Below are 26044 nucleotides of genomic sequence, written 5' to 3'. Positions count from 1 at the left end.
AATTATTGTTGAAATTATTATTATGTTAATTTATGCGGTACCATTGACCAAATTTATAGTTTTCCGGTCAGCCATTTTATGATCCTGCTACCTTCGGATAAAAAGTTTTTTTATAAATTTAGCGTTTAAAAACTTATTAAACACACGTGATGAGGTTTGAACTTTACACTGAAGAGAATGATGACCGGGCCATATATATCACAGGGAATTTTAACGATTGGAATCCGAGGGATCATGGCTGCCGGCTTAAACAAACAGATACTCACAATTTTTTTATTGAGATCGACGACCAGATCTTACCTGACGAAATTGAATATAAATTCACTAAAGGAGGCTGGGAAAATGTAGAACTGGATAGATACGGAAATATCACCCCTAACCGGAAAATTCTGAGATCGGCAGGAAAAGCATCCGACATCGTTGAGAAATGGAGACTGAACTGGGGGCCTTTCAAAAAGGAATTTTTCCCGATTGCTGAGATTATTTCGGAGCAATTCTATATTCCGCAGCTCGACCGTTACCGAAAAGTATGGGCCCTTTTACCTTATGACTATTATGTGTCCAACAAAAGCTATCCCGTTCTGTATCTTCAGGATGCCCAGAATTTATTTAATGAAGGAAGCGGATACGGCAACTGGGAAATTGATAAAAAGCTTTCCATCCTTGCCGAATACGGACGGGGAGATATTATTATCATTGCCATAGAGCACGGCAGTGAAGAAAGGATCAAGGAATATATTTTTGATAACGATAATGTAGCCAACGGCTCTGAAGGAAAAAAATATATCCGCTTTATTGCAGATACGCTGAAACCTTTTGTCGACGAAAACTACCGCACCCTGAAAGACAGGGAAAATACAGGGATCGGGGGAAGCTCTTTAGGAGCTCTGATCAGTATTTATAGCGGCTTTTTATATCCGGAAGTATATTCCAAATTATTGATATTCTCCCCTTCTCTCTGGGTAGAACCCAACAATAATTTCCCGATGATGAATTTCAGGGTTCCTTTTAAGACCAGGATTTATCTATACGGAGGCGGCCGGGAAGGCTCTAAAATGGTAAAAAGAATCCACATTTTTGAAGAATACCTCAAAAGATGGGAAAAGAAAAACCTGTTCGATTTTGAATTCCGGACAAGCATTAACCCTGAAGGTACCCACAGTGAGTTTTACTGGTCCCAGGAATTTCCAAGAGCCATCGAATGGCTGTTCTATGACAACAGCGAAAACCCGGTAGAAGTAACTCCCCAACAAAAGAGCATTAAAATTAACTTATGAAACTGATCAATAAAAAAAATAAAAAATACTTCCAGATTTTCCGTTTATTCACAGAAGAGCATTGGACAAAATCAGGAAAACTTTTCCATAAAAACATTTCAACATTTTTCACAGGAAAGAAGCATGAGGTTTTCATCTCAGCCGATGAAGAAAGCATTACCTACTTTATCGGGCTGGGTAATTCTGCATTGCAGAATTTTGAAGTGCAACAGGTGGCTAATCAATTTTCTCAGGCTCAGAAGGAAAAATTACAGGCCACCCCAACTTTGATTTTAGCTGACTTTCTTAATGAAAAACAATTTGAAGAATTTGTCAAAGGCCTGTTAATAGGAACTTATAATTATCCTTTTGATAAAAAGCATCCTTTCTGGAATTCCGGCTTTGAGCTCCATTTTGAAAATTTAAGCCAGAAAAAACTAGATGCCATAAGCCAGAGCGCTGAAGCATTAAGTAACGCCCAGATCATTTGCCAGGAATGGCTGAACAAGCCCGCCAACCTTAAAAAGCCTGATATGTTCAGCTCTTATCTGAAAAGCCTTGCCAAAAAGCATCAGCTGAAATATACTGCCTTCAACAGAAAAAAATGTGAAGAACTAGGCCTGGGCGCTTACCTTTCCGTCAATCAGGGAAGCGCTTATGATGCCGCCTTCACAATACTGGAATATAAGACAACAGCCAAAAATGCCAAAACTTTCGGGCTGGTGGGAAAATGCGTATTGTTCGATACCGGTGGGATATCTTTAAAGAATCCCGACAATATGCATTACATGAAATCTGATATGGGTGGTGCAACGGCTGTTCTGGGTGCGCTGGTTTACGCTTCAGAAATGAAGCTGCCTGTAAATATTATTGCTGTCTTACCCATTACAGACAATGCTGTTTCTGAAAAAGCTTTCCTTCCGAGCGATGTTGTGACGGCTTACAACGGGAAAACCATTGAAGTTCTCAATACGGATGCTGAAGGAAGAATGATCCTGGCCGATGGTCTTTCTTATCTTGCTAAAAATTACAAAACGGATATTCTCATTGACCTGGCTACTTTAACGGGAAGCTCCGTAAGAATGTTCGGAGATACCTGCGGAGCATTATTTTCCAATAATGAAGACCTGAAAGAGCTCCTGATAAAAACAGGGGATAAAACCAATCAGAGGCTATGGAATCTGCCTTTGTGGGATATCTGGAAAGATGACATCCGGTCTGATGTAGCCGATCTGAAAAATATTTCCATGAAGCCTGTTGGTGACTGCATCATTGCCGCCAAGTTTCTGGAACAATTCATTGAAAACCATCCCCGATGGGCCCATTTAGATATTGCGGGAGTAGCCTTTGGAAGTGTAAACTATGCTAAGGAAAAAGCAGCTACCGGTTTTGGAGTTCAGTTACTGGTAGATTTAATTGAAAATTATCATTAAAAATTAGTTTATTACAAAAATTCTCTGTATAATTGATATAGGATTCACAAAAACTCAGCAGATTTCAGTTTTAAGCATTAATTAATCAATAAAAATCCGCTTTTATTTTTGATAATCCATCAAAATAAAAAAAACATTATATGGGGAAGAAAATTATAGTATGCATTTCATGCTATTATAAGGGCTATGATTTCATGGATGAAATGAAAAAGCTCAGTAATAAAATCATCCTGGTGACGTCAGAGAGCCTTAAGGAAAAAAACTGGCCCTGGCATGCCATTGATGAGGTATTTTATATGCCTGAACTGAGGCCCTCAGTCTGGAATCTTGAGCATTTAATCCAGGGGTTCTCACACCTTATGCAGACCAGAAAGGTGGATGCCGTAGTCGCCCTTGATGATTATGATGTGGAAAAAGCCGCGCTCATCAGGGAAACCTTCCGCATTCCCGGAATGGGACAGACCACACACCGCTATTTCAGAGATAAGCTTGCCATGCGGCAAAAAGCAAAAGATTCCGGGATCCGGGTTCCGGAGTTCACCGCTGTATTTAATAATGATGAGGTCAATGATTTTACCGAAAAAGTTCCTGCCCCATGGGTTTTGAAGCCACGTTCTGAAGCTTCGGCATCAGGGATCAAAAAAATACTTTCCAAAGAACAGCTTTGGGATGCCTTGAATACCCTTGGAGAAGAACGACATTTGTTTCTGCTGGAAAGTTTTAAACCCGGAGATGTTTATCATGTTGACAGTTTAACGTTCAATAAAGAAACGGTATTCACTTCTGCTTCCAGATACCTGGCCCCTCCCATGCAGGTTTCTCATGAAGGAGGCGTATTCAGATCCAAGACCCTGGGAAGATATTCTGATGAATTTAAAGCACTTGAAGAGGTGAACGCAAAACTGCTGGCAAATTTCGGCCTGGTCAACGGTGCCACCCATACTGAATTTATCCGGGGAAAAGAAGACGGAAAATGGTATTTTCTTGAAACTTCTTCAAGGGTAGGTGGCGCACACATCCCTGATATGGTAGAAGCATCAAGCCGCATCAATATCTGGCGCGAATGGGCCAAAATTGAAAATGCCCTCCTGAGAGGCCAGCATTATGAGGTAGCTAAACCCACAGGCTATTATTCAGGGCTGATTGTGGCCCTAATTAAGGATAAGGAGCCTGATTACAGCCGGTTTGAATGTGAGGAGGCGGTAAAATTCATTCCTATAGATTATCATGTGGGAATTGTTTACAGGTCCAGCAATGACGCCGTCATACAGGAAAGACTGGACAGTGCCGCTGATGAGATACAGGCAGGGATGCTGAACATTCTCCCGCCAAAAGAAAAGCCGGGTTCATAGGTAACCTGGAACATTGAATTGTTGATTGATATAACATAAAGCTAAATCACGTTTGAAGAATGCCCCAGATAGAACATACTGACTATTACTCCCATATATTGGGCATCAGCCTTAAAGTAGAAGTTACGGGCCATTACGGTTATCCCATCATCATGTTTCCCACTTCTCAGGGGCTGTATACCCAAAATCATGATTTTCATCTTAATGACAGCATCAATTGGTTCATAGAACAGGGAAAGGTAAAACTTTATAATGTTCAGACCATTGACAGCCGGAGCTTTTATGATGAAAAAATTTCTCCGCAGCAGAGGATAAGGAATTATGAGCAGTATGTACAGTTCCTTATCAGAGAATTTGTTCCGCATATCCAGGCTCTTCACAAAACACATCGTGTAGCCGTTGCCGGAGCCAGTTTCGGGGGATATCATGCCGCCAATTTTGCATTCAGGTTCCCGGATATCGTTTCCCATCTGTTTTGTCTTTCAGGAGTTTTCAGCATCAGGAATTTTATGGACGGATATTCTGATGATCTGGTGTACTTCAATTGCCCCAGGGAGTTTGTAAGGAATGATGAAGCCTGGAAGTATAAGCATATGCATATTGTTTTAAGCACTTCGGATCAGGATATCTGTAAGGATAAAAATGTGGAGATGGCTGAAATTCTGAGTTCAAAAGGGATAGATTTCTGGTATGATGAAAGGAAGTGGATCAATCACGACTGGCCTTTATGGAGGATGGTCTTCCCAACCTTTATCGGAGCTTTCTTCTCGTAAAAATTATTTACATTTATATAGATAAAATAGTCATACACAACATTAAAAACGACAATCATGATAAAAAAAGTAGGGATTCTATTCGGTATGGAAGACACGTTCCCATGGGCCTTTATAGATAAAGTGAATGAACTGGGAGGCGGAGAAATCATTGCTGAGCCTGTCATTATAGACAAGCTGGAACAGGGAGCAGACTATGGTTATGCAGTTATTATCGACAGAATTTCACAGGATGTTCCCTTTTACAGAGCTTATCTTAAAAATGCAGCACTCAACGGAACTTATGTGATCAATAATCCTTTCTGGTGGAGCGCTGATGAAAAGTTTTTCAATAACGCGCTGATGACCAAACTGGGAATACCGCTTCCCAAAACCGTCCTGCTGCCATCCCATGAAAGGCCGTCAAATACTTCTGAAACATCATTCAGAAACCTGAAATTTCCGCATGACTGGGAGTATGTTTTTAGCTATATCGGTTTTCCCGCTTATATGAAGCCGCATGATGGCGGTGGCTGGAGAAATGTTTACAGAGTAGAGAATCCTGAAGATTTATGGAATAAACTCGGGGAGACAGAACAGCTGGTAATGATGGTTCAGGAAGAAATCATTTTCGATGATTATTACCGGGTATATTGCCTGGGTAAGAAATACGTCCATATTATGCCTTATGAGCCCAGGAATCCTCATCATCTGAGATATGCCACTACTCATCAGACCCGGGGTGAAGATCTTGAAAAGCTTCTGAAAACTATTGAAGAATATACTATTAAAATGAATGAAGCGCTAGGCTATGATTTCAATACTGTAGAATTTGCGGTAAGAGACGGGATCCCGTATGCGATTGATTTTTGCAACCCTGCTCCTGATGCCGACAGAAATTCTGTAGGTGAGGAAAATTTTGCCTGGATTGTAGAACATGCCGCAAAATTGGCAATTGAAAAAGCAAAAGAATACATTCCGGGAAAAGCCAATATTTCCTGGGGAACTTTTGTAAAAGACTCAGTAAAATAATCGTTAGAAACAAAAAACACAAAAATGCATCAGTTTACTATAGGAATTGAAGAAGAATACCAGATCATCGATGTTGAAAGCAGAGACCTTATTTCTCATGTTTCCAAGATCATTGAAGGTGGAAAGGCGGTTTTAAGTGAAAATCTGAAACACGAAATGCACGAATCTATGATCGAGATGGAAACGGGGATCTGCCAGAACATTCAGGAAGCAAGAGCCGAGCTTACCAACCTCAGAAGACATCTCATAAAAATAGCCCATGAGCAGGGGCTCCGGGTTTCAGGAGGAGGCACACATCCTTTTTCTCACTGGTCCAGCAACAGCATTACCCAGGGCGAACGCTATATAAAAATTGTTGATGACATGGGGGACGTGGCCCGTGAAAATCTTATCTTTGGTCTGCATGTTCATATTGGTATTCCCAATCGGGAAGAAGGGGTGAGGATCCAGAATGTCATGCGTTATTTCCTTCCTCACGTATATGCGCTTTCCACAAATTCCCCTTTCTGGATAGGCCGGTATACGGGTTTCAAGTCTTACAGACAGGAAATTTTTGTAAAGTTTCCAAGAACAGGGATTCCAAGTTACTTTAACTCCCTGGCGGAATTTGACAGCTATGTCGACCTTCTCATAAAAACCGGAACCATCGACAATGCTAAAAAAATATGGTGGGACCTGCGGGTACATCCGTTCTACCCTACGATTGAGTTCAGAATCTGTGATATGCCTCTTAGAATTGACGAAACAATCTGCCTGGCCGCCATTATGCAAAGCCTGGTTGCAAAAATATATAAGCTTCATCAGCAGAACTTAAGCTTCAGAAGCTACAGACGGCTATTACTGAACGAAAATAAATGGAGAGCCTCCAAAAACGGAATTGAAGCGCACCTTATCGATTTCGGAAAGGAAGAATCCGTACCATATCCTGATCTATTAAAAGAATTACTCGAGTTCATTGATGATGTGGTGGATGAACTGGGATGCAGAAAAGAAGTTGAATATGCCTGGAAAATACTGGAATACGGAACAGGAGCCGACAGGCAGCTCAGAATCTTTAAAGAGACAGGAGATTTGACCAAGGTGGTAGACTACATGATCTCCGAAACAGAATACGGCATTACCCACGGAGAAACCGCTTTGTAATATTTTTATAACTTTGTGAAAAAATATAATGTAGTATGAAAGATATTCGAATTGCTTTGCTGGACATGAACAACAATCATGTAAATCAAGGCTTTAGAAATATTAAAGAAATTTCCGAAGCATTCCGACAAAGTTCTGAAGAAAATGTAATTATTGAAACTTTTGATGTAAGGTATAAGAATGAGATTCCGGAAATTAAAGATTTCGATATTTTCATTTCTTCAGGAGGCCCGGGAACCCCACACAGGGAAGGCCTGGCTTGGGAAGACCGGTATTCTGATTTTTTGGATGAGGTATATAACCACAACAAATATAAAGAGAACAAAAAATACCTGTTCCTGATCTGTCATTCCTTTCAGCTGGCAAGCATTCATTGGGAGTTGGGCAATATATGCAGGAGAAAATCATATTCTTTTGGTGTAATGCCCATTCATAAAACTGAAGAAGGCGAGCAGGAATTCTTATTCAGGAATCTTGCAGATCCGTTTTATGCCGTAGATTCAAGGGCATTCCAGTTTATAGAGCCTAATCAGGAGCGGTTTGAGGAATTAGGAATGAAGATTGTGGCCATAGAGAAGTTCCGTCCCCAAATCAATTTAGAAAGGGCGGTGATGGCAGTGCGTTTTTCAAATGAAATTTTCGGGACACAGTTTCACCCCGAAGCTGATCCTGCCGGAATGATAGAAAATCTGAAGGATGAGAAGAACAAGCAAGCCATGATCGAAAACTTCGGACTGGAAAAATATCTCGAAACCCTGGACCGGATTGATGATGAAGAGAAGATCGTTCTTACAAGAAGCCAGATCCTGCCCAGATTTTTACAGTTTGCAAAAAAAAACATTTTGAAAGAAGCTGAAGCCATGGCTTAACTGGATTTCAGATAATCACCTATACAGAAATCGGGCAAGGATGCCCGATTTTTTAAAATCACAAAGGAAAAAATATGATCTCAAAATACAGAAAACTGTTCAACCAGGAATTTTCAGAGGAAAAATATAATTTGCTCAAACAAACTTTAAAACAAAAAAGCGGCCTGGAGCCTTCGTTCAGGATTTCGGAAAGCCCGATTTTTCTTACCAGAGAATTTGAGGGTAAGCTTATTGATGCAAGCGAAAGCATTATCGATCAGATAAAAGCTTTGCCCGCAGAAACGTTACAAAAGGCTATCCCGGCTCACTATAATGTCCCGAATGATACGAAGCAGCCGCATTTCTTCACCATAGATTTCGGCATCTGCAAAAGTGAGAACGGAGAAATTGAGCCCCAGCTGATAGAACTGCAGGCGTTTCCCTCGCTTTACGCCTTTCAGAAAGTTTTTGAAGACACATTCTGTGATGTCTATCCTTTCCTCTCGGGGATGCGGAATAAAATGCCTCATGAAAAATTCAAAAGCTATTTAAAGGATCTTATTGTAGGTGATGAAAATCCTGAACATGTAATTCTTCTTGAGATCTTCCCCGAAAAGCAGAAAACAGCTATTGATTTTATTCTGACAGAAAAATTATTAGGCATAAAGACCGTCTGTCTAACTCAAATAAAAAAAGAGGGGAGGAAGCTGTTTTATGAAAATAACGGACAATTAACTGAAATTAGAAGAATCTATAACCGGGTTATTTTTGATGAGCTAGACCGGATCCCCGATCTTAAAACAGCCTTTGATTTTCGTGAAGATATGGATGTAAAATGGATCACCCATCCGAACTGGTTCTTTAAGATTTCGAAATTCCTCCTGCCTCTCCTCCAGCATAAATTTGTTCCCAAAAGCTATTATTTACATGAATTTCCCGAAACTGAAGACCTTGAAAACTTTGTTCTGAAACCTTTATTCTCATTTGCAGGCAGTGGTGTTAATCTAAACCCTACCAAAGAGATCACGGACGCTATTGAAGACAAAGAAAACTATATCTTACAGAAGAAAGTGGCATACGAACCTGTTTTCGAGGATATTAACGGGGAGTTTTCCAAGGCTGAAATACGTTTACTTTATATCTGGCGGGAAAATGACGAGCGCCCTATCCTGTTGGAAAATCTTGGGAGAATGACAAAAGCAGCCATGGTAAATGTTGATTTCAATAAAAAAGATGCCATCTGGATCGGAAGCTCTAATGCTTTTTTTGTAGAAGAGTGAATCAAAGGTCCGGCAATGTTAATGAATAGAAAACATCGTGATCTTAAGTTATTTCAACACAATATTCACTACATATAAATTCACAGAATAAATTAAACCGGCAACGGTTTCAAAATACAGGAATATAAAATAAAAGCCTCCGGAATCCGGAGGCTTGCTCATTAGATCTTATCATCTTCCAGCAGTTCTTTTGTCTGATATTCCTGAACCAGCTCGATAGCATTGGAGATAACATCACTCAGGGCCGTGATAAAGGTACCCTCTTCAGCCATACTTATGGCATGTTTCAGAGCTTCTATTTCTTTAGGAATGATTTCGTAGCTTATATCCCTCCCGGAAGCCTGCATTCCTTCAATAAGCAATCCGTTGATCTCCTCTTCGGTTCTTCCGCGAAGGTGCTTTTCATTCCTGATGATGATGTAATCAAACATTCTTCCGGCGATTTTTCCACATTCTCTGATGTCATTATCCCGCCGGTCTCCAACTCCTGAAATGATGCCTATTTTCTTATTGGATTCCACATTCCGCAGGTAATCCTCAATCGCTTCATAGCCGGCCGGATTATGGGCGAAATCAATAAGTACTTTAAAGTTTTTGAACTTAAAAATATTCAGTCTTCCCGGCGTAAGCTGTGCACTAGGGATAAATGTCCTCAGTGAATTTGAAATATCTTCAATCCCGAAGCCATGGAGGTAGCAGGCAAGGCTTGCAGCCAGTACGTTTTCAATCATGAATCTGGCTTTTCCGTCCATGGTAATCGGAAAATCTTTTGCTTTCCCGATCCTGATCTTCCAGTCACCTTTCTTAATGGTTACAAAGCCTTCCTCATATACGCAGGTGATCTTTCCTTCTTTGGCAAAACGTCTGATATGAGGATTATTTTCATCCATACTGAAAATGGCGACCTGGCTGTCCAGGTCATTTACGATCTTCATAGAATACTCGTCATCAGCATTCATTACGCTCCAGCCGTTTTTCTTTACACTGTCAAGCACTACCCTTTTTACCCTTGTCAGGTCTTTAAGGGTATGGATATCATTCATACCCAGATGGTCCTCCCTGATATTGGTTAAAACACCGATATCGCATTGGGAAAAGCCTAAGCCGGCGCGCAGGATCCCTCCTCTTGCGGTTTCCAGGACTGCAAACTCCACGGTAGGATCTTTCAGAATAAATTCAGCGGAAACAGGGCCTGTGGTATCACCTTTCGTAAGCATTGTATTTTGAATATAAATACCATCTGAAGTGGTAAATCCTACTCTGTAGCCGTTACTTTTAACGATATGGGCGATCAGTCTTGTAGTGGTGGTTTTCCCGTTTGTTCCTGTTACTGCAATGATAGGAATGGTAAAGGGTTTGCCGGGAGGATAAAGCATATCAACCACAGGTGCGGCAACATTCCTCGGAAGCCCTTCACTTGGAGCGAGGTGCATTCTGAATCCGGGGGCCGCGTTCACCTCTATAATGGCTCCGCCACTTTCTTTCAGCGGCTGTGTCAGATTTTCCGCCATAATATCGATTCCACATACATCCAGACCGATAATTTTCGATATTCTTTCAGCCATTGTAATATTCTCAGGGTGAACCATATCGGTAACGTCAATTGAAGTACCTCCTGTAGAAAGGTTGGCTGTAGATTTCAAATATACGATCTCCCCTTTCTGGGGAATGGTTTCAAGAGTATAGTTAAGCTTTTCCAGAAGTTCCATGGTATCTTTGTCGACTTCTATTTCAGTCAGGACGTTTTCATGCCCGTAACCTCTTCTGGGGTCTTTATTTTCTTTTTCAATCAGCTGCTGAATATTCAGCTCCCCATCACCTACCACATGAGCGGGAACTCTTCTGGCAGCAGCGACCATTTTATTATTGATCACCAAAACCCTGAAATCGTAGCCTGTAATATATTTTTCAACGATTACTTTCCTGGAATATTTCTGGGCATGCTCCAATCCCGTCTTTGCGGTTTCCCAGTCATTTACATTGATGGAGGTACCTTTTCCATGGTTTCCGTCCAGGGGTTTTATCACAATGGGATACCCTATTTTCCTGATAGCCCTGTCCAGCTCTTCCTCATGCGTTACCAGTTCTCCTACAGGGACCGGAATGGCGGCATCATGAAGCATTTTTTTGGTCAGCTCCTTATTACAGGCAATATCAACGGCTATTGAGCTCGTTTTTCCTGTAATGGTAGCCTGAAATCTTTGCTGGTTGACGCCATATCCCAATTGCACCAAAGAATTTGACCCCAGCCTTATCCATGGGATCTTCCGGGAAACAGCTTCTTCAACAATACTTCCTGTTGACGGGCCAAGCCGTACTTGTTCCCTGATCTCTTTCAGTTTCTGAATGCATGCATTCAGATCATATTCCTTACCTTCTATCAAGGCTTCTGCAATTTTTACCGCTTCTTCTGCCGCATATATTCCCGCGTTTTCTTCGAGATAATTGAATACTACATTATAAACCCCCGGCGTCTTGGTTTCCCGGGTTCTTCCAAAACCTACATCCATTCCTGCCAGAGTCTGGATTTCCAGGGCGATGTGCTCAATTACATGCCCCATCCAGGTTCCGGTTTCCACTCTGTGAAAGAATCCTCCTTCCACACCTTCCGAGCATCTGTGTGTAATTAAAGATGGTATCAGCTTTTCTATTCTTTCTCTGAAGCCTTCTATCTTATTGGTCGGGAAGTTTTCCATTTCTTCCAGGTCCAATCTCATCTGTATCAGCTTCTTTCTTCTGATACTCCAAATATTCGGGCCGCGCAATGCCTGTATTTTTTCAATTTTCATAATCAATTTGCATTTTTCCTAGTTAGTAATACCGTCTTATACAATCAAAGATAATGTAAAAGTGTAAACAAAACTATACCACATTTACAGATTTCTCAAAAAAATATGAAATTTTATTAATAATATAAAATACTCATAATCAATTTAAATCTACCGGCATTTCATCAAATATTAATTATTTTTTAAATTTGCATCTATGATGAAACCCGTTGGAAAATTAATTATCATTGGAGGAGCCGTAAATAAAGGGAGCTTTTCGGAAACCGATTTCGACCAGAATATTGAAAAAAATCTGAACTTTTTTGAACGAGGCATTTTAAGAAAGATCATTAACGAATCTAAATACAAGGAAAACTCTGTTATAGAAATTGTAACCACCGCTTCTCAAATTCCCCAGATCGTAGGTGCAGAATATAAAAAAGCATTTGAGTTTCTCGGTGCTAAAAATGTCAATATCCTTGATATCCATAATCGCGAAGAGGCCAATTCTGACGCAATGGTTGCAAGGGCCAATGCCGCTGATGTGGTGATGTTCACCGGTGGAGACCAGCTAAGGCTTACCTCTATTCTCGGCGGCACCAGATTTCATGACACCATTTTATTAAAATACCAGGAACAGGACTTCATTTACTCCGGGACTTCAGCCGGAGCTGCCGCAGCTTCTGAAAATATGATCTACCAGGGAAGCAGTTCTGAAGCTTTGCTGAAAGGTGAGATCAAAACTACCCAGGGTCTGGGGCTCATTGATAATGTAATTATCGATACCCATTTTGTACAGAGGGGAAGAATCGGAAGATTATTTCAGGCTGTTGTCAATAATCCGAGGACTTTAGGGATTGGTTTGGGAGAAGATACGGGGCTTTTCATCCATAATGATGTTATGACAGCGGTAGGTTCCGGGCTTGTAATCATTGTAGACGGAAGGTTTATTAAAGATACCAATCTTACGAATATCAACCTTGGAGAACCTATTTCCATTGATAATCTGATCGTACACGTCATGTCTATGAATGATCATTATGATCTGATCACAAGAACGTTGACCATCGAAAACTCTCAGTTTAACCCGATACCTCAGGACAGATAGACATAAATGATCATAATAGAAGGCAAATTATAAAAAGTTATCACATAAATTTTATAAATTAACCCACAATCATTGCCATTATCATTTATGAAAATAATAATTCACGGTGGTTTTTTCTCTGAAAGTGAACAGAGCCACGAAATAAAAACAGCCAAACAAAATTCGTTAAGAAGCATAGCCCTCCGGGCTTTTGAATACCTTCAGTCTCACTCAGCTTTTGATACGGTGGCTTATGCCGTTTCATTGCTGGAAGATGATCCGTTGTATAATGCCGGAACAGGCTCACAGATCCAAAGTGACGGAGTGATCCGTATGAGCGCCGCCATTATGGATGGTGAAACCCAAAAGCTCAGTGGCGTTATCAATATTCAGGATGTCAGGAATCCGGTTTTTGTAGCAAAGGAGCTTATCAAGGAAGAAGACAGGGTTTTAGGAGGAAACGGAGCAAAATTATATGCAACAAAGCATGGCTTTGAAAATTTCTCAACCGAGATTCCCCAGAGAAGAAAAGAATATGAAGCCAAGCTTGGCAATGGCGGAAAAGGTACAGTAGGCTGTGTAGCCATAGATAAAAACGGAAAACTGGCCGTGGCTACCTCAACAGGCGGAAAAGGCTTTGAAATTCCCGGAAGGATTTCTGATTCCGCCACAATAGCAGGAAATTATGCCAATTCTTTTTGTGCCGTAAGCTGTACGGGAGTGGGAGAAGATATTGTGAGCAATGCTACGGCGGCCAAAATTGTAACCAGGGTCACAGATGGCATGAGCCTGGAAAATGCCTTTAATAAAACCTTTGAAGAATTAAAAGCCGTTGACGGCTTCGCAGGGGCTATAGCCATAGACAGGAACGGAAATATACACCACCAGGATTCTCATCCCACAATGGTTTTTGCAAGCTTTGACGGTGAAAACTTTGAAGTTTTTAATTGATTCCCAAATTTTAACATTTTTTTATAAGTCCTGTTATTTTTTTGGCACGTATTTTACATGATTATTAATAACAAATTTTAATATTACTAACTTAAAAAAATAGAAATCATGGGAAATAAAACAAAAGGCCTACTAGCTTTATTAGGATTAGGTGCTTTAGCCTACTGGAAGTATAAAAAATCGACTCCGGAAGAACAGCAAGCAGTAAAAGATAAGATCAACGCTGCTAAGGATAACCTTAACAAATGGGGAAACGATCTTAAAAACAAGGCCAATGATGTTGCTTCCCAGGTTAAGACCAAGGTTGATGATGTTAAAACTAACACTGAAGACTCTGTAAGCTAAAGTCAGATTATTTTTTTAACATTCATATATAGAAAAAGTCATCGTAATCAAAATTATGATGACTTTTTTTGTGCTGACAGGGCATACACAAGAGGGATCTTGTTTCCGAACTGCGGAATTATCCATTTTCCTTTTTCAAATTCTTTTACATGCTTGAAGCATGGATATGGCGACCAGTTAAATTCCTGAAAGCTTTTTAATTCCAGATCATGTTGAAGCAGATTCTGAATAACATCTGCCAGGGAATGGTTCCACATCACATAGGTCTGAACGATATTTGCTGAAAAATCCGCATAGGTACCCCCATAAGTTTCCACTATAGGTTTCTCATTGAAATAGTTGTAGGCAATTTCTTTATAATCATCATCGAACATCCAGACTACGGGATGAAACTCTGTCATAATAAATTTTCCATCAGCTTTCAAAAAATGACTAATAACTTTAGCCCACTCATTCAAATCCGGCAGCCAGCCGATGACACCGTAGCTTGTGAAAACAATATCGAATTTTTGATCTAAAACTTCAGGGAGAGAGTATACATCAGAGCAAATAAACTTTGTATCTGCATCGCATTGTTCTGCCAGTTCTGTTGCCGCTTCAATAGCTTTATCTGACAGGTCTATCCCCGTAACTTTTGCTCCCAGTCTTGAAAGAGAAATAGAGTCCTGACCGAAATGACACTGAAGATGCAAAACCTTTTTTCCTTTGATATCACCTAAAAGCTGAAGCTCTATAGAGTTAAGAGAAGTTCTACCTTTTAAAAATTCATCCACAAAATAAAAATCCGATTTCAGATGCGGTTCCACTTTGGCATTCCATGAATTTCTGTTTATTTCTAAATAGTTTTTCATTGATTCAGTTTTTTGTCAATCTAATGTTTCATTTATCCGGGAATAACAACGGAAGTATAAAGGCTGTAAAGCTCCCAGCCCAGTGATTCATATAGTGATCTGCCTTCCTGAGTTGCAACCAAAAAATTGTTGGAAATACCGTTTGAGATTGCGATTTTTTCAAGTTCTTTCATTAGAAAAGTTGCTAATCTTTTTCTACGGTAAAATTTTTCTGTTGAAATCCTATCATAAACCGCCAGATCATCAACAAGCACGACTCGGCCTGTCGAAGCCAGCTGTCCGTCTTTCGTAACAATCCTGACCATAAAGGTCGATTGATAATGGTCATATTCCAATCTGTACTCATCAGGCAGATCCATATCGGGGAATGTCATTGGGCGGAAACAATACATCATATAACCTTGTGGCTGTAAAACCCATTTTCCAGGAATTTTTGCTTTAAACTCTTCAAAAGAAGCGCAAACTTTTAAGAAAACCCAAGGTTCGTCAATTGTTTCTGCCAATTGGATGAAATCATCATTTAACCGGGGAAATACATAACGTATTTTTTGTTTTCTATCTCCCACGTTCACCATAAACCCGGATTTATAGTGAGCAGGTAAGGGTAATTTTCTTGATAATGACCATGCTCTGAGCCATTTTTCAATTATATCTGGTGAAATCTGTCTTTCCATTCTATGATTATGGAATTTATTAAATTAGTGCTAATAAATACCCCAAAACCGAACCACCCAATACAATAAACGCACTATTTATCCTGTATCCGAAACTGAAAGTAAGACTTAGCAGAGCAATAACAATCGTACGCCAGTCTGTAATGGTATCTTCTCCCATGCTGACGCATACAGAGATAATTATTGCGACAGAAGCCACATTCACCGCATCCAGAAAAGCTGAAAACATTTCTGAATTTCTCATTTTCTTAACCAAAGGATTCAGTAAGGCCACAAATAAAAAAGAAGGCAGAAAGATTCCGATGGTAGAAACCACAGCACCGGTTAAGCCATTGATCTGATATCCTATAAAGGTCACGGAGGAAAAAACGGGTCCGGGAGTAAACTGCCCAACTGCAATAGCATCAATAAGTTGTCTTCTCGACATTAAGCCCCTGGATACAAGCTCAGCATCCAGGAAGGCAAACAATACATAGCCGCTTCCATATAAAATGGCGCCAACCTTAAGAAAAGTCAGCAACAGCTGGATATTTGTAGCTGATATAAGGCTACTTTCCGGCTCCTTTAAAATTGTTATGGGGACCAAATTTCTTAATTCACCGGCATTTTTGTTCTTCACCGCAAGCCAGATAACAGCTATAATACCGGCCCCGAATAACAGGTAAATTTCATTGAGATTTAACAGGGAACAAATCAGCACCAATATCCCCAGAACGGCTAAACCTATAGTTTTCACTGATTTTTTAGCCAAAGGAAATACTGCTCCGAGAATCACGGCGATAATAGCCGGCTTTATACCGTATACAAACGGCTGAATTTCCGGCAGCCGGCCATATTCTTTATATAGCCATGCAAAAAAACCTGTAATAATAACGGCAGGAAAAATGAAACAAATTCCCGCAATAATTAAGCCCTGCCAGCCTGCTTTTTCCCGTCCTATATGGATGGCCATTTCCGTGCTGTTTGGCCCCGGTATCAGATTGGTCGCGCCTATTAAATCAAGAAAGTGCTGTTCGGTCAGCCATTTCCTTTTTGTGACGACTTCTTCATGCATCATTGAAATGTGTGCAGCAGGACCTCCAAAGCCAATTATTCCTAATTTCAGGAAAAGTCCGGCAATTTGCTTTAAATCTTCCGCACTACTTTTCATAATGCTTTTTCTATAAAAATTCTTCCAGAGAGACTGTTTTTTGATCTCCGGACTCCAGGTTTTTAAAGGTAACCGTCCTGTTCCTTATCTCTTCTTCCCCTAAGAATACAATATTTTTAATGCCTTTTTTTTCTGCATAGGTGAACTGTTTCCCTAATTTAGCATTTTCAGGATAAATTTCCGCGGAAATACCTTTTTTCCTTAATTGAGCAATGAGTTTTAAGGCTTCCAGGGCTTCTTCTCCCCCAAAATTAGCAAACAGATACGCTACTTTTGAAGCGGCCTCCGCAGGAAAAAGCCCAAGTTCTTCCATAACCAGATAAATTCTGTCTAAACCAAAGGAAATACCTATTCCGGGAATATTCTTCACACCGAAAACTTCCGTGAGGTTATCATATCTGCCGCCGCCGCCAATGGATCCCATCTGCACTTCATCAGCCTTTACTTCAAAAATAGCTCCTGTATAATAGTCTAAACCTCTGGCTAAAGTAATATCAAAAACAAGGTTTTGAATATCTACTCCCAGGTTTAAAGATTGGGTAAATACATATTCAAGTTCTTCAACTCCTTTAAGCCCAGTTTCATTACCTGCAAATCTTTCTTTCAGCTTAAGAAGATTTTCCAGGGCATCATCCGATTGTGAGAATAAAAAGTCCAGCTTATTGATGGATTCCTGAGCAATTCCTCTTTCCAGCAGTTCTTTTATCACTCCTTCTTTTCCGATCTTATCCAGTTTATCGAGGGCCACTGTAAAATCTATTAATTGATCTGTAATCCCTGCATATTCTGCCAGTCCGGAAAGGATCTTTCTGTTGTTCAGGTGGATGGTGACAGAAATATTCAGATCTGAGAAAGATTTTAAATATAACTGGATCAGCTCCACTTCCTGTATAAGGCTTTCACTCCCTACAACATCGGCATCACACTGATAAAATTCCCTGAATCTTCCTTTGGCAGGTCTGTCTGCTCTCCATACCGGCTGGATCTGATAACGTTTAAAAGGAAAAACCAGCTGTCCGTGGTTCATGGCAACAAACCGGGCAAAAGGAACCGTAAGATCATATCTTAACGCTTTTTCAGAAATTTTTTTGGTTAGGGCCTGGTAATTTTCAATATGCAGTTCTTCCGGAGAAATCTTATCCAGATAGTTCCCCGAATTTAAAATTTTAAAAATCAGCCGATCTCCCTCTTCTCCATATTTTCCCGTTAATGTTGAAAGATTTTCAAAGCTTGGGGTTTCCAGCGGCTGGAATCCAAACAGCTCAAAATTTTTCTGTAATATATTGATAATGTATCTTCTTCTGGAAACTTCTAATGCGGAAAAATCTCTTGTTCCTCTTGCTAAACTTGGCTTCATTATATTGATAAAATGATATTTAAATTGATCGTTATGCAAAAATAGTGAATTGAGGAACTTTTACAGCAATAAAAAAGCCGGAAAATAATTTCCCGGCTCATTTTCAATCATTTGTGCTTCATTAATCATTTAAACATTCTCCAGAATTTCCAGGATCTCTTCACCATAATTTTCAATTTTATGTTTTCCGAAACCTTTGATATCCAGCAATTCTTCTTTTTTGGCAGGCTTATATTTGGCTACAGACATCAGTTCTTTATTGGTAGCAATAAAATAAGTGGGAAGATTTTGTTCTTTCGCTTTTTCCGATCTCCATAATTTAAGGGCGTCCAAAATTTTTTCTTCATCAGAACTCAGCATATCGTTTTCTGCGGAATATTTGTTTCCTTTGGGTTCTTTCACCATGTTTTGAGAAGCTTTTAGCTCTTCAAAGTACAGGATTACAGACCAATAATTTTCATCATTTATAAAAGCGGTTTCCACTTTTATAATTTCTTTTGTTTCCAGGAATGCATCCAGCATTTTCTGGTCATCATAAAGAAACTTTTCGGGTAATCTTATTTTAAAAACCTTTACTTTCATCATTTGTGTGTTTTTTATTTACCTCCTAACAATAGGATTTCATCTACTCGGATCTCCGTGATGTATCTCTTCACACCATCTTTATCATCATAAGACCTGTATGTAAGTTTACCTTCTATGGCAATTTCTTTTCCCTTCGGAACATATTTCTGAAAAATTTCAGCTACTTTTCCAAAAGCAATCAGATTGTGCCATTGTGTTTCTTCCACTTTTTCACCTTTTGCATTGGTGTAATGATCGCTGGTTGCCAAAGACACACTTGCCTTAACATTTCCGTTGTCGAAGTTTACCATTTCTACTTCTTTTCCTGTGTACCCGATCAGGGTTACTTTGTTTCTTAGTGACATAATATTACATTTTTAAGATTAATAATTCAGATCGGAGAGGCTCACTGTTTTCTCAGATCTCTGATGCAAAGATTGCCGAATCCCAAAAACCAAGTCGGTAGAAAATTATTTAAATCCATTTGTATTCGTTTGTAAACGGATAATTCCGTATCTTTGATAAAAATTCAATTATGCAAAGGGACATTAATCTTTATGAGCTTCCCTTCAATTTAGGTCTCACTAAAAAGCCACATGAAACAGAGCCGGGTGTAAAAAAGCTTCCGGACTGGCTCAGAAAATTTGGTTTTCACAAAGAGATTCGTCCCAAAAATATTTTCAGGCTGAACCCTCCGGAATATGCCATGGATTTTGATCCGGAGACAGGGGTGAGAAACGCGGCACAGATCGTGGAATATGCCCGGAAACAGTCAAAGCTTATTCTGGATCATTTTGATCGTAAAACATTCAACATCATCCTTGGGGGTGATTGCAGTATTCTGATCGGAACCGCTCTGGCTTTAAAAAAGTCAGGGAACTTTGGGCTTTTTTATCTCGATGGCCACACAGATTATATTCCTTCAACACTTTCCCCGAGTGGTGGAGCCGCGGGTATGGATCTTGCGATTGTAACAGGAACTGGGCATGAAAAGTTAACCGATATTGATAATCTGGGACCTTATTTTCTGGAAGAAAATATTTTCTGTGCCGGCAATGCGGAAACTGATGATGAAGAATATGTAGAACAGATCTTACGTTCCAAAATTCATTATTTTGATCTGTACAGGCTCCGGAAAAACGGCTTCAGGAATACGGCTGAAGAATTTTTAAGAATGATTGAAAAAAAAGCTTTGGACGGCTTCTTCATCCATTTTGATGTTGATGTTTTGAGTGATGAAATAATGCCTGCCGTAGATAGCAGGACGGAAGATGGCATAAATTATGACAACCTTAGGGAAATTTTACGTCCATTGATCCATGATGACAGGTGTGCAGGGATAGAAATCACCATTTTGGATCCGGATTATGACCGGGATGGCCGGTATACCCAACTTTTTGTAAACAATTTAATTCAGATTATAAAAAATAAAGATTAATGAGAAAAACGATAAAAAGAACCTTCAGGGTTTCAAAATATGTGATCTACAGAGAGACGCTCATTGATTACAGAGAACATTTCTGGTCATTTCTGGGTGCCTTTTTCGGGATCGGCATCATTGCCTTTATCCAGTCACATACTCTATCCGCCACGGAAAATATTTTCCTGATCGGTTCTTTTGGTGCATCAAGTGTGCTGATTTACGGAGCCATCCAGAGCCCGTTGGCTCAGCCGAGGAATCTCGTTGGCGGGCATCTCATTTCAGCGCTTGTGGGCGTCACAGTTTACAAAATAGTTCCTGATATCATCTGGCTTTCCGCTCCCCTGGCCGTAGCATTTTCCATTGTTTTAATGCAGTACACCAAAACTTTACATCCGCCGGGAGGAGCTACGGCCCTTATTGCTGTAAGCTCAACAGGAAAGATTCCTGAACTGGGCTATTGGTATGTGATCTCGCCTGTTCTATCAGGATGCATCATACTCCTGCTTGTGGCTTTGTTTTTTAACAATATCACTCCCAACAGGAGCTATCCTACACATAGCAGGCTGAAAAGGCTTCTAAAGAAAAAACATGCGCATACGCACAAAATGAAAAGAGAAGTATCATGAATTGTCTGGAATGTGGCGAAAAAATCATCGGAAGGTCAGATAAAAAATTCTGCAACGATGCCTGCCGAAACGCCTATAATAATAAGCAGAATAAGGATTCTAATAACCTGATGCGGAATATCAATAATAAGCTTCGCAAGAATTACCGCATTTTAAGGGATGTAAATATTGATGGTAAAACTAAAATTTCAAAATCAAAGCTGGATGGCTTAGGTTTTGATTTTGATTATTTCACCAATCTGAAAGTTTATAAAAACGGCTCTGAATATAAATTTATCTATGACTACGGATATAAGCTTTTGGAAGATGATTTTGTCCTGATTGTGAAAAATCAGACCTGACCCGTTAAAAATTGTTATGAAAGAAGTTGTTCTGATCACCGGAGCCGGCGGTATGATCGCCCGTGAATTATCGAAAAAAATCGGTAATGATTATACTGTACGGTTGCTAACCCGGAAGAAAAAGCAAAGCGACGAATATGAGTGGGATATCACAAATGGCATTATTGACGAATCTGCCTTTGAGAATGTATCTCATATCATTCATCTGGCAGGCGCTAATATTTCTGAAAAACGCTGGACAAATGACAGAAAAAAAGAATTGATCTCCAGCCGCATAGATTCTGCAACCCTTCTTCTCAATACATTAAGGAGGAAAAACATTCAGCTGAAATCATTTATTACGGCATCCGGAATTAATTACTACGGTACCCTGACCACCGACAAGATTTTTACGGAAAAAGATCCTCCGGGTAATGATTTCTTAAGTGAAGTGGTCATTCTTTGGGAAAAATCAGCGGATGAATTTAAGGTCCAAAAGCTTGCAGAACGGGTAGTAAAACTACGTACGGCTGTTGTTCTTTCTGAAAAAGAAGGTGCATTGAAACAAATAATGACTCCAATTAAATACGGTGTAGGCTCACCTTTGGGAAGCGGAAAACAATATATGCCCTGGATCCATCTGAGAGACATCTGCTCTTTATATGAATTTGCTTTAAAGAATACAAGTCTGGATGGCGTTTACAATGCTTCATCACCAGAGCATACCACCAACGAAAACCTCATCAGAATAATAGCCAGGGTCCTTCATAAGCCTTTATGGATGCCCAATATTCCGGGTTTCATATTAAAGCTTATCTTTGGGGAACTTGCGGATGCTCTGTTGAAGGGATCCAGAGCTTCTTCACAAAAAATTCAGGATGCAGGATTCCGGTTTGAGTTTCCTGGCCTGCAGCAGGCTCTGAAAGATTTGCTTCAAAAGAATTAAACGTTTTACAAAATATCCATAAATATAAATATGCAAAACCCAGAAGTTCATATTGAAAAGACGGAAATCTTATCTGATAACTGGTACACCTTAAAAAAAATAACTTACAGTATCATAAAGAAAGACGGCACAACGGAAAGACAAAGCCGGGAAGCCTATGACAGGGGAAACGGAGCCGTTGTTTTGCTTTACAACAGACATGCTAAATCCGTAATTTTAACCCGGCAATTCCGTTTACCAAGCTATATTAACGGAAACCGGACAGGAATGCTGATTGAAGCCTGTGCCGGCCTTTTGGACAATGATAATCCTGAAGAGTGTATAAAAAGGGAAACGGAAGAGGAAACCGGATACAAAATTTCCAAGGTTGAAAAAATTTTTGAAGCTTATATGTCGCCCGGCTCTGTTACGGAGATCCTGCATTTCTTTATTGCCGAATATTCTAAGGAAATGAAAGTGACAAACGGTGGCGGACTTGAAGATGAAGGTGAAGATATCGAAGTCCTGGAATTACCCTTCAGTGATGCTCTTGCCATGATAGATTCAGGAGAAATAAAGGATGCTAAAACTATTATGCTGCTTCAGCATATTCGTCTGAAAAATATTTTATAAAAAAGAACTAATTGAAATAAAAAAGTAAATTATGAAACAACTATTTTCAATAAGCCTTTGTTTATTATTATCAGCCTATGGATTTGGACAGAAGAAAGAAACTTTGAGTGCGAAAGATAAGGCTGTAGTAGAACATTTTAAAAATGATTACAAAAAGAAAAATTATAAAAAATTTGAAGGAAAAATAACGGTAAAAGATAACCTGGTACAGTTTGATGATAAATTTTTTTACTACGACAAATCTGATAAAATCTTAGCCCAATTATTAAAGGAAGGACTGATCTATCCGCAACTTTTAACCGATTATCAGATGCAGAAGTTTCTTGATGAAACCACAGACAAAACTCAGAAAAGGTTTCTGAGGCTTCAAAAAGATCCCAAGGCAGCTTTTGATACAAATGGCATAAGCCTAAATGATGCTTCTGAGCTCACATTTCTTAATCCGGGTCCTACGGTAAGGAGATTTAAAATTACATGCAAAGATTACAGGATCTCCCAGGCCCTTACCTATTATATTGAGCTGACTTACAAGGAAGCAACAGCCAAAACAACCATGGAAGATTTTATTAAAAACTCAAAACTTACTTACCTATATCAGAAAACAGTTAATTAAACCCTTTCATGTTGGATAAATTGGTGCAGAGCTATTAATTCACTTTCATATCATTATTTTCAGCATAGGAAATCCATTGGCTATATTTCTCCGGATCTGCAAAGGCAGGGTCTTCTTTATAATAATGCAACAGCCTTTCCAGGGCATATGTATATGTAAGATACCCTAATGCTTTTTCATAATGCCGGATGGCTTTTTTTATGTTTTGCTTTACACCAAAGCCATGATCATACATGATCCCATAATATATGTGGGAATAGGTATTACCGACATCTTTTTTCAGATAACGCTGAAGATTGGCGTAATCTTGTCTCTGATAATAAATTTCGGAGATATTTTCTTCGTTGAAAAAATACTTCTTTTCCGCTTTTTTATAAAAATCTAAAGCCAGGTCATAATTCTGCTCTGTCTCATCACCATAAAAATAAAGGTGGCCCAAATTGCTCATTGCCTGGCCATCGCCCAATGCAGCCGCTTTTTCGTAAGCTTCTATTGCTTTTACGATATTTTTAGAATAGCCAATCCCCTGCTGATACAGGTACCCGATATTATTCCAGGCAGCAGCATAATCTTTTTCAGCTGCTTGTTCCAAATAAGAAATTCCCGCCGATAGGTTGCAAAACTCCGGATGTTCTGCATCCGTATAAATGAGACCTAACTCCGTCATCATCTCGGCACTACCTCTTTCCGCACCAATGGTATATAGCCTTACAGCTTCTTTCAGATCTCCTTCATTTTTCAATTCATTAGCCTGATGAAATAAAGTTGTATCATCAAAATACGCTTCATAGCCACTTCCCATTCTTTTTGTCCAGCCCCGGTAATAGTCCAGAAAATATTGCTGATCCTTTCCCCTGAGATTATATCTTTTCTCGTACAACCTGCCCATTTCTTCAGAAGATATTTCATGAAGCCGCCTGTTATGGTCCAGTGCAAACATGCTTTCTCCCCGGAAAAGACAAATCAGTTGTGTTTCATACTCTATTCCTTCTATTATACAATCATATGTTTCGCTATTGGAATCTGTTTTCTGATCATAATAATACGTCCCTTCAGGGGTAATAATACGAAAAACTTCCTGATTGCAATGTTCGATCTTAAGATGATCTTTCGACAAAGGTACGAGCCAACGGTTTTCAACAGCATGGTAAAGGCCGGTTTCACCCTGGACAGAAATTATAAATACATTATATACAAAACGGCTGAAACCGTCAATATGCAACTGCTCAATATCAACAGCATCCAGCCTGAAACAGGAATGCTGCAGATCATAAATATACCAATCCTTTGCTTTTTTGTAAGCAACGGTGTCGTAATCATCCAGCACAATTATTTTATCAATATTGGTATCGAGAAGGCTTCCATCCGGACTTATAATACTTATCTTCTGTTGAAATTTATTAGGTTTCACCCAATAATATCCGCCGGAAATTATATGAAGGGAGTTTTCCGGATGGTCTCCTAAATATACCCCTGTGAGGCTGTAATAGCAACGTTTGGAAGTACCTTTTTGTTTCCTGAAAATTAAACCATTATAATCAAACTCAAATGGAGTTTCAGAAAAACCGTCAACAACTTGCCTGCTTTCTTTATCCAGCAAATAAAAATTGTCATCTTTCCTAGCATTAAAAAGCCCGTTATACAATAATTCCAGAGATTCATATTCATTTGGAATGGCCCATTCTTCCGTATGAATATGAATTAAACCAAAACTATTATCATGGCATACTATTCCGTAAAGCGTATTGTCCAGTAAAAAAGCATCATAGCCATCCTGGTATTTGCACTCTATTAAAAGCTTACCATTTTCCTGAATATAACCAAAGAAGCCATCTTTTTGAACAACGGCAAACCCTTCGCTAAAGTCAAAAAAATCATCAAAAAATGGTTCTGACAGAATTTCCCCTTTATGGTCTTTCAATCCGAAAAGCCCATTCTCTTCAAAGATCTCCGGAGCATTTTTATAGGCATCCTCATTCCAGTATCCGAGGCCATAATTTACCCAGCTGTCTTGCAGCATCTCCAGAAATGAACTATAGCCTGCCGCTTGTATTATTTCATTCAATACATCAAGATTCTGTTCAGATACCGCTTTATCAAATAGCTTATTTTTTTGAATAATCTCCAAAATCCATCCTTTTGCCTGTTCGGCATGGTCTTCACCGGACATATAGAATACATCTTCCGCATCCATTACAAAGGTATCATACGGCAAATCTTCCAGAAAGCCGAACATTGTATTAACGGGTTCATAATAGGCTTTGCGATAATGTAGCTGATAGTGATCGGCAAGCAGGTTATAAAATAATCTCAGCCTGGCAATGCCTTCTTCCTTATCAAAGTACATCATCTTTCCTTTACTTTCGGGATTTCCGGAAAATAAAGGAAGAAGAAGGTCGGGAATTACATATTTCCATTCTCCAAGATAATGAGGATATTCTTTTTTAGTTTTAGCATCCACATTGTACAGGTAGATCCGATGTGCCACAGAATTTTTTTTATGAATGATGATTAATACTTGAATGAGCAAAATTATATAAAAAAAGTGTATGATGAGTGTAAAGCGGCTGCTACAACGAATTTCAACAATTATGATTATTAGAAAAATAAAAAAGAGGCTGTCTCAAAAGTACCCCCTCTCTCGGACTCCTGTCTGACAAC

General features: G+C 39.5%; 25 protein-coding genes. 17 read left to right on the top strand and 8 right to left on the bottom strand.

All coding sequences use genetic code 11. The features are described 5' to 3' along the window. Window positions 1–149 precede the first annotated feature (149 nt). The 8 genes from ABMQ40_RS14455 (at window position 150) to ABMQ40_RS14420 (ending at window position 9096) form a co-directional block, all read left to right on the top strand. Window positions 150–1277, top strand: coding sequence for an alpha/beta hydrolase (locus ABMQ40_RS14455; protein ID WP_370900845.1), 1128 nt, complete (start codon window positions 150–152; stop codon window positions 1275–1277). Further along, window positions 1274–2689 carry a leucyl aminopeptidase family protein gene (locus ABMQ40_RS14450; protein WP_370900843.1) on the top strand — a complete coding sequence of 472 codons (1416 nt, stop codon included), beginning with the start codon at window positions 1274–1276 and terminating at the stop codon, window positions 2687–2689. Before ABMQ40_RS14455 ends, ABMQ40_RS14450 begins: the two co-directional genes overlap by 4 nt. A gap of 140 nt (window positions 2690–2829) precedes the next feature. Continuing rightward, window positions 2830–4041 carry an ATP-grasp domain-containing protein gene (locus ABMQ40_RS14445; protein WP_370900842.1) on the top strand — a complete coding sequence of 404 codons (1212 nt, stop codon included), beginning with the start codon at window positions 2830–2832 and terminating at the stop codon, window positions 4039–4041. A 59-nt stretch (window positions 4042–4100) separates the two neighbouring features. Next, entirely contained in the window at window positions 4101–4814 is a 714-nt protein-coding gene (locus tag ABMQ40_RS14440; RefSeq protein ID WP_370900840.1) for an alpha/beta hydrolase-fold protein, read from the top strand. 57 nt (window positions 4815–4871) lie between these two features. Next, the gene (locus ABMQ40_RS14435; RefSeq protein WP_370900838.1) at window positions 4872–5825 is read left to right on the top strand and encodes an ATP-grasp domain-containing protein; all 954 of its coding nucleotides are present in this window, start codon (window positions 4872–4874) and stop codon (window positions 5823–5825) included. A 24-nt stretch (window positions 5826–5849) separates the two neighbouring features. Then, the gene (locus ABMQ40_RS14430) at window positions 5850–6968 is read left to right on the top strand and encodes a carboxylate-amine ligase (RefSeq protein WP_370900836.1); all 1119 of its coding nucleotides are present in this window, start codon (window positions 5850–5852) and stop codon (window positions 6966–6968) included. Window positions 6969–7003: 35 nt separating this feature from the next. Beyond that, a complete protein-coding gene (locus ABMQ40_RS14425; protein WP_370900834.1) occupies window positions 7004–7837 on the top strand; it encodes a type 1 glutamine amidotransferase in 834 nt (277 codons plus the stop codon). A 74-nt stretch (window positions 7838–7911) separates the two neighbouring features. Then, complete coding sequence (locus ABMQ40_RS14420; protein ID WP_370900832.1) at window positions 7912–9096, top strand: ATP-grasp domain-containing protein; 1185 nt, start codon at window positions 7912–7914, stop codon at window positions 9094–9096. A 161-nt stretch (window positions 9097–9257) separates the two neighbouring features. On the opposite strand, the gene cphA is transcribed toward ABMQ40_RS14420, so the two are convergent. Next, the gene (gene cphA, locus ABMQ40_RS14415) at window positions 9258–11885 is read right to left on the bottom strand and encodes a cyanophycin synthetase (protein WP_370900830.1); all 2628 of its coding nucleotides are present in this window, start codon (window positions 11883–11885) and stop codon (window positions 9258–9260) included. Between the two features lie 199 nt (window positions 11886–12084). Here cphA and ABMQ40_RS14410 point away from each other — a divergent pair, with 199 nt between their 5' ends. The 3 genes from ABMQ40_RS14410 to ABMQ40_RS14400 all read left to right on the top strand — a co-directional run bounded on the left by ABMQ40_RS14410 (window position 12085) and on the right by ABMQ40_RS14400 (window position 14247). After that, on the top strand, window positions 12085–12972 hold the full coding sequence (locus tag ABMQ40_RS14410) for a cyanophycinase (protein ID WP_370900867.1): 888 nt from the start codon (window positions 12085–12087) through the stop codon (window positions 12970–12972). Window positions 12973–13059: 87 nt separating this feature from the next. Beyond that, complete coding sequence (locus ABMQ40_RS14405; protein ID WP_370900828.1) at window positions 13060–13902, top strand: isoaspartyl peptidase/L-asparaginase; 843 nt, start codon at window positions 13060–13062, stop codon at window positions 13900–13902. Between the two features lie 108 nt (window positions 13903–14010). Next, the gene (locus tag ABMQ40_RS14400; protein ID WP_370900826.1) at window positions 14011–14247 is read left to right on the top strand and encodes a YtxH domain-containing protein; all 237 of its coding nucleotides are present in this window, start codon (window positions 14011–14013) and stop codon (window positions 14245–14247) included. Between the two features lie 53 nt (window positions 14248–14300). Here the strand turns inward: ABMQ40_RS14400 and ABMQ40_RS14395 are convergent, their stop codons facing one another. The 6 genes from ABMQ40_RS14395 to ABMQ40_RS14370 all read right to left on the bottom strand — a co-directional run bounded on the left by ABMQ40_RS14395 (window position 14301) and on the right by ABMQ40_RS14370 (window position 19208). Continuing rightward, complete coding sequence (locus tag ABMQ40_RS14395; protein ID WP_370900824.1) at window positions 14301–15098, bottom strand: class I SAM-dependent methyltransferase; 798 nt, start codon at window positions 15096–15098, stop codon at window positions 14301–14303. Between the two features lie 32 nt (window positions 15099–15130). After that, on the bottom strand, window positions 15131–15772 hold the full coding sequence (locus ABMQ40_RS14390) for a GNAT family N-acetyltransferase (protein ID WP_370900822.1): 642 nt from the start codon (window positions 15770–15772) through the stop codon (window positions 15131–15133). 19 nt (window positions 15773–15791) lie between these two features. Next, entirely contained in the window at window positions 15792–16922 is a 1131-nt protein-coding gene (chrA, locus tag ABMQ40_RS14385; protein WP_370900820.1) for a chromate efflux transporter, read from the bottom strand. A gap of 10 nt (window positions 16923–16932) precedes the next feature. Continuing rightward, window positions 16933–18279: a histidine--tRNA ligase gene (gene hisS, locus ABMQ40_RS14380; RefSeq protein WP_370900818.1), complete on the bottom strand. Its 1347-nt coding sequence runs from the start codon at window positions 18277–18279 to the stop codon at window positions 16933–16935. Window positions 18280–18408: 129 nt separating this feature from the next. Continuing rightward, window positions 18409–18864, bottom strand: coding sequence for an HRDC domain-containing protein (locus tag ABMQ40_RS14375; protein ID WP_370900816.1), 456 nt, complete (start codon window positions 18862–18864; stop codon window positions 18409–18411). 11 nt (window positions 18865–18875) lie between these two features. Continuing rightward, complete coding sequence (locus ABMQ40_RS14370) at window positions 18876–19208, bottom strand: single-stranded DNA-binding protein (protein ID WP_370900814.1); 333 nt, start codon at window positions 19206–19208, stop codon at window positions 18876–18878. A 170-nt stretch (window positions 19209–19378) separates the two neighbouring features. Between ABMQ40_RS14370 and ABMQ40_RS14365 the strand changes: the two genes are divergently transcribed. Genes ABMQ40_RS14365 through ABMQ40_RS14340 form a run of 6 tightly spaced genes read left to right on the top strand, consistent with a single transcriptional unit; the run spans window position 19379 to window position 23383 of the window. Next, a complete protein-coding gene (locus ABMQ40_RS14365; RefSeq protein WP_370900812.1) occupies window positions 19379–20281 on the top strand; it encodes an arginase family protein in 903 nt (300 codons plus the stop codon). Continuing rightward, window positions 20281–20892 (top strand): HPP family protein, encoded by a 612-nt coding sequence (locus ABMQ40_RS14360; protein ID WP_370900810.1) that lies wholly within the window; start codon window positions 20281–20283, stop codon window positions 20890–20892. Before ABMQ40_RS14365 ends, ABMQ40_RS14360 begins: the two co-directional genes overlap by 1 nt. After that, a complete protein-coding gene (locus ABMQ40_RS14355) occupies window positions 20889–21233 on the top strand; it encodes a hypothetical protein (RefSeq protein ID WP_370900808.1) in 345 nt (114 codons plus the stop codon). The genes ABMQ40_RS14360 and ABMQ40_RS14355 overlap by 4 nt, the downstream gene beginning before the upstream one ends. 16 nt (window positions 21234–21249) lie before the next feature. Next, on the top strand, window positions 21250–22158 hold the full coding sequence (locus ABMQ40_RS14350; protein ID WP_370900806.1) for a TIGR01777 family oxidoreductase: 909 nt from the start codon (window positions 21250–21252) through the stop codon (window positions 22156–22158). Between the two features lie 30 nt (window positions 22159–22188). Beyond that, window positions 22189–22770, top strand: coding sequence for a GDP-mannose pyrophosphatase NudK (nudK, locus tag ABMQ40_RS14345; protein ID WP_370900804.1), 582 nt, complete (start codon window positions 22189–22191; stop codon window positions 22768–22770). A gap of 31 nt (window positions 22771–22801) precedes the next feature. After that, window positions 22802–23383 carry a hypothetical protein gene (locus ABMQ40_RS14340; RefSeq protein WP_370900802.1) on the top strand — a complete coding sequence of 194 codons (582 nt, stop codon included), beginning with the start codon at window positions 22802–22804 and terminating at the stop codon, window positions 23381–23383. A 34-nt stretch (window positions 23384–23417) separates the two neighbouring features. Here ABMQ40_RS14340 and ABMQ40_RS14335 read toward each other — a convergent pair whose 3' ends face one another. Beyond that, on the bottom strand, window positions 23418–25871 hold the full coding sequence (locus ABMQ40_RS14335) for a tetratricopeptide repeat protein (RefSeq protein ID WP_370900800.1): 2454 nt from the start codon (window positions 25869–25871) through the stop codon (window positions 23418–23420). Between the last annotated feature and the right edge of the window lie 173 nt (window positions 25872–26044).

It is taken from the genome of Chryseobacterium gossypii, from assembly GCF_041361455.1.
Classification (GTDB): domain Bacteria; phylum Bacteroidota; class Bacteroidia; order Flavobacteriales; family Weeksellaceae; genus Chryseobacterium; species Chryseobacterium gossypii.
The sequence above is the reverse complement of the archived record's forward strand: the minus strand, read 5'-3'. Positions and strand labels throughout refer to the sequence as shown.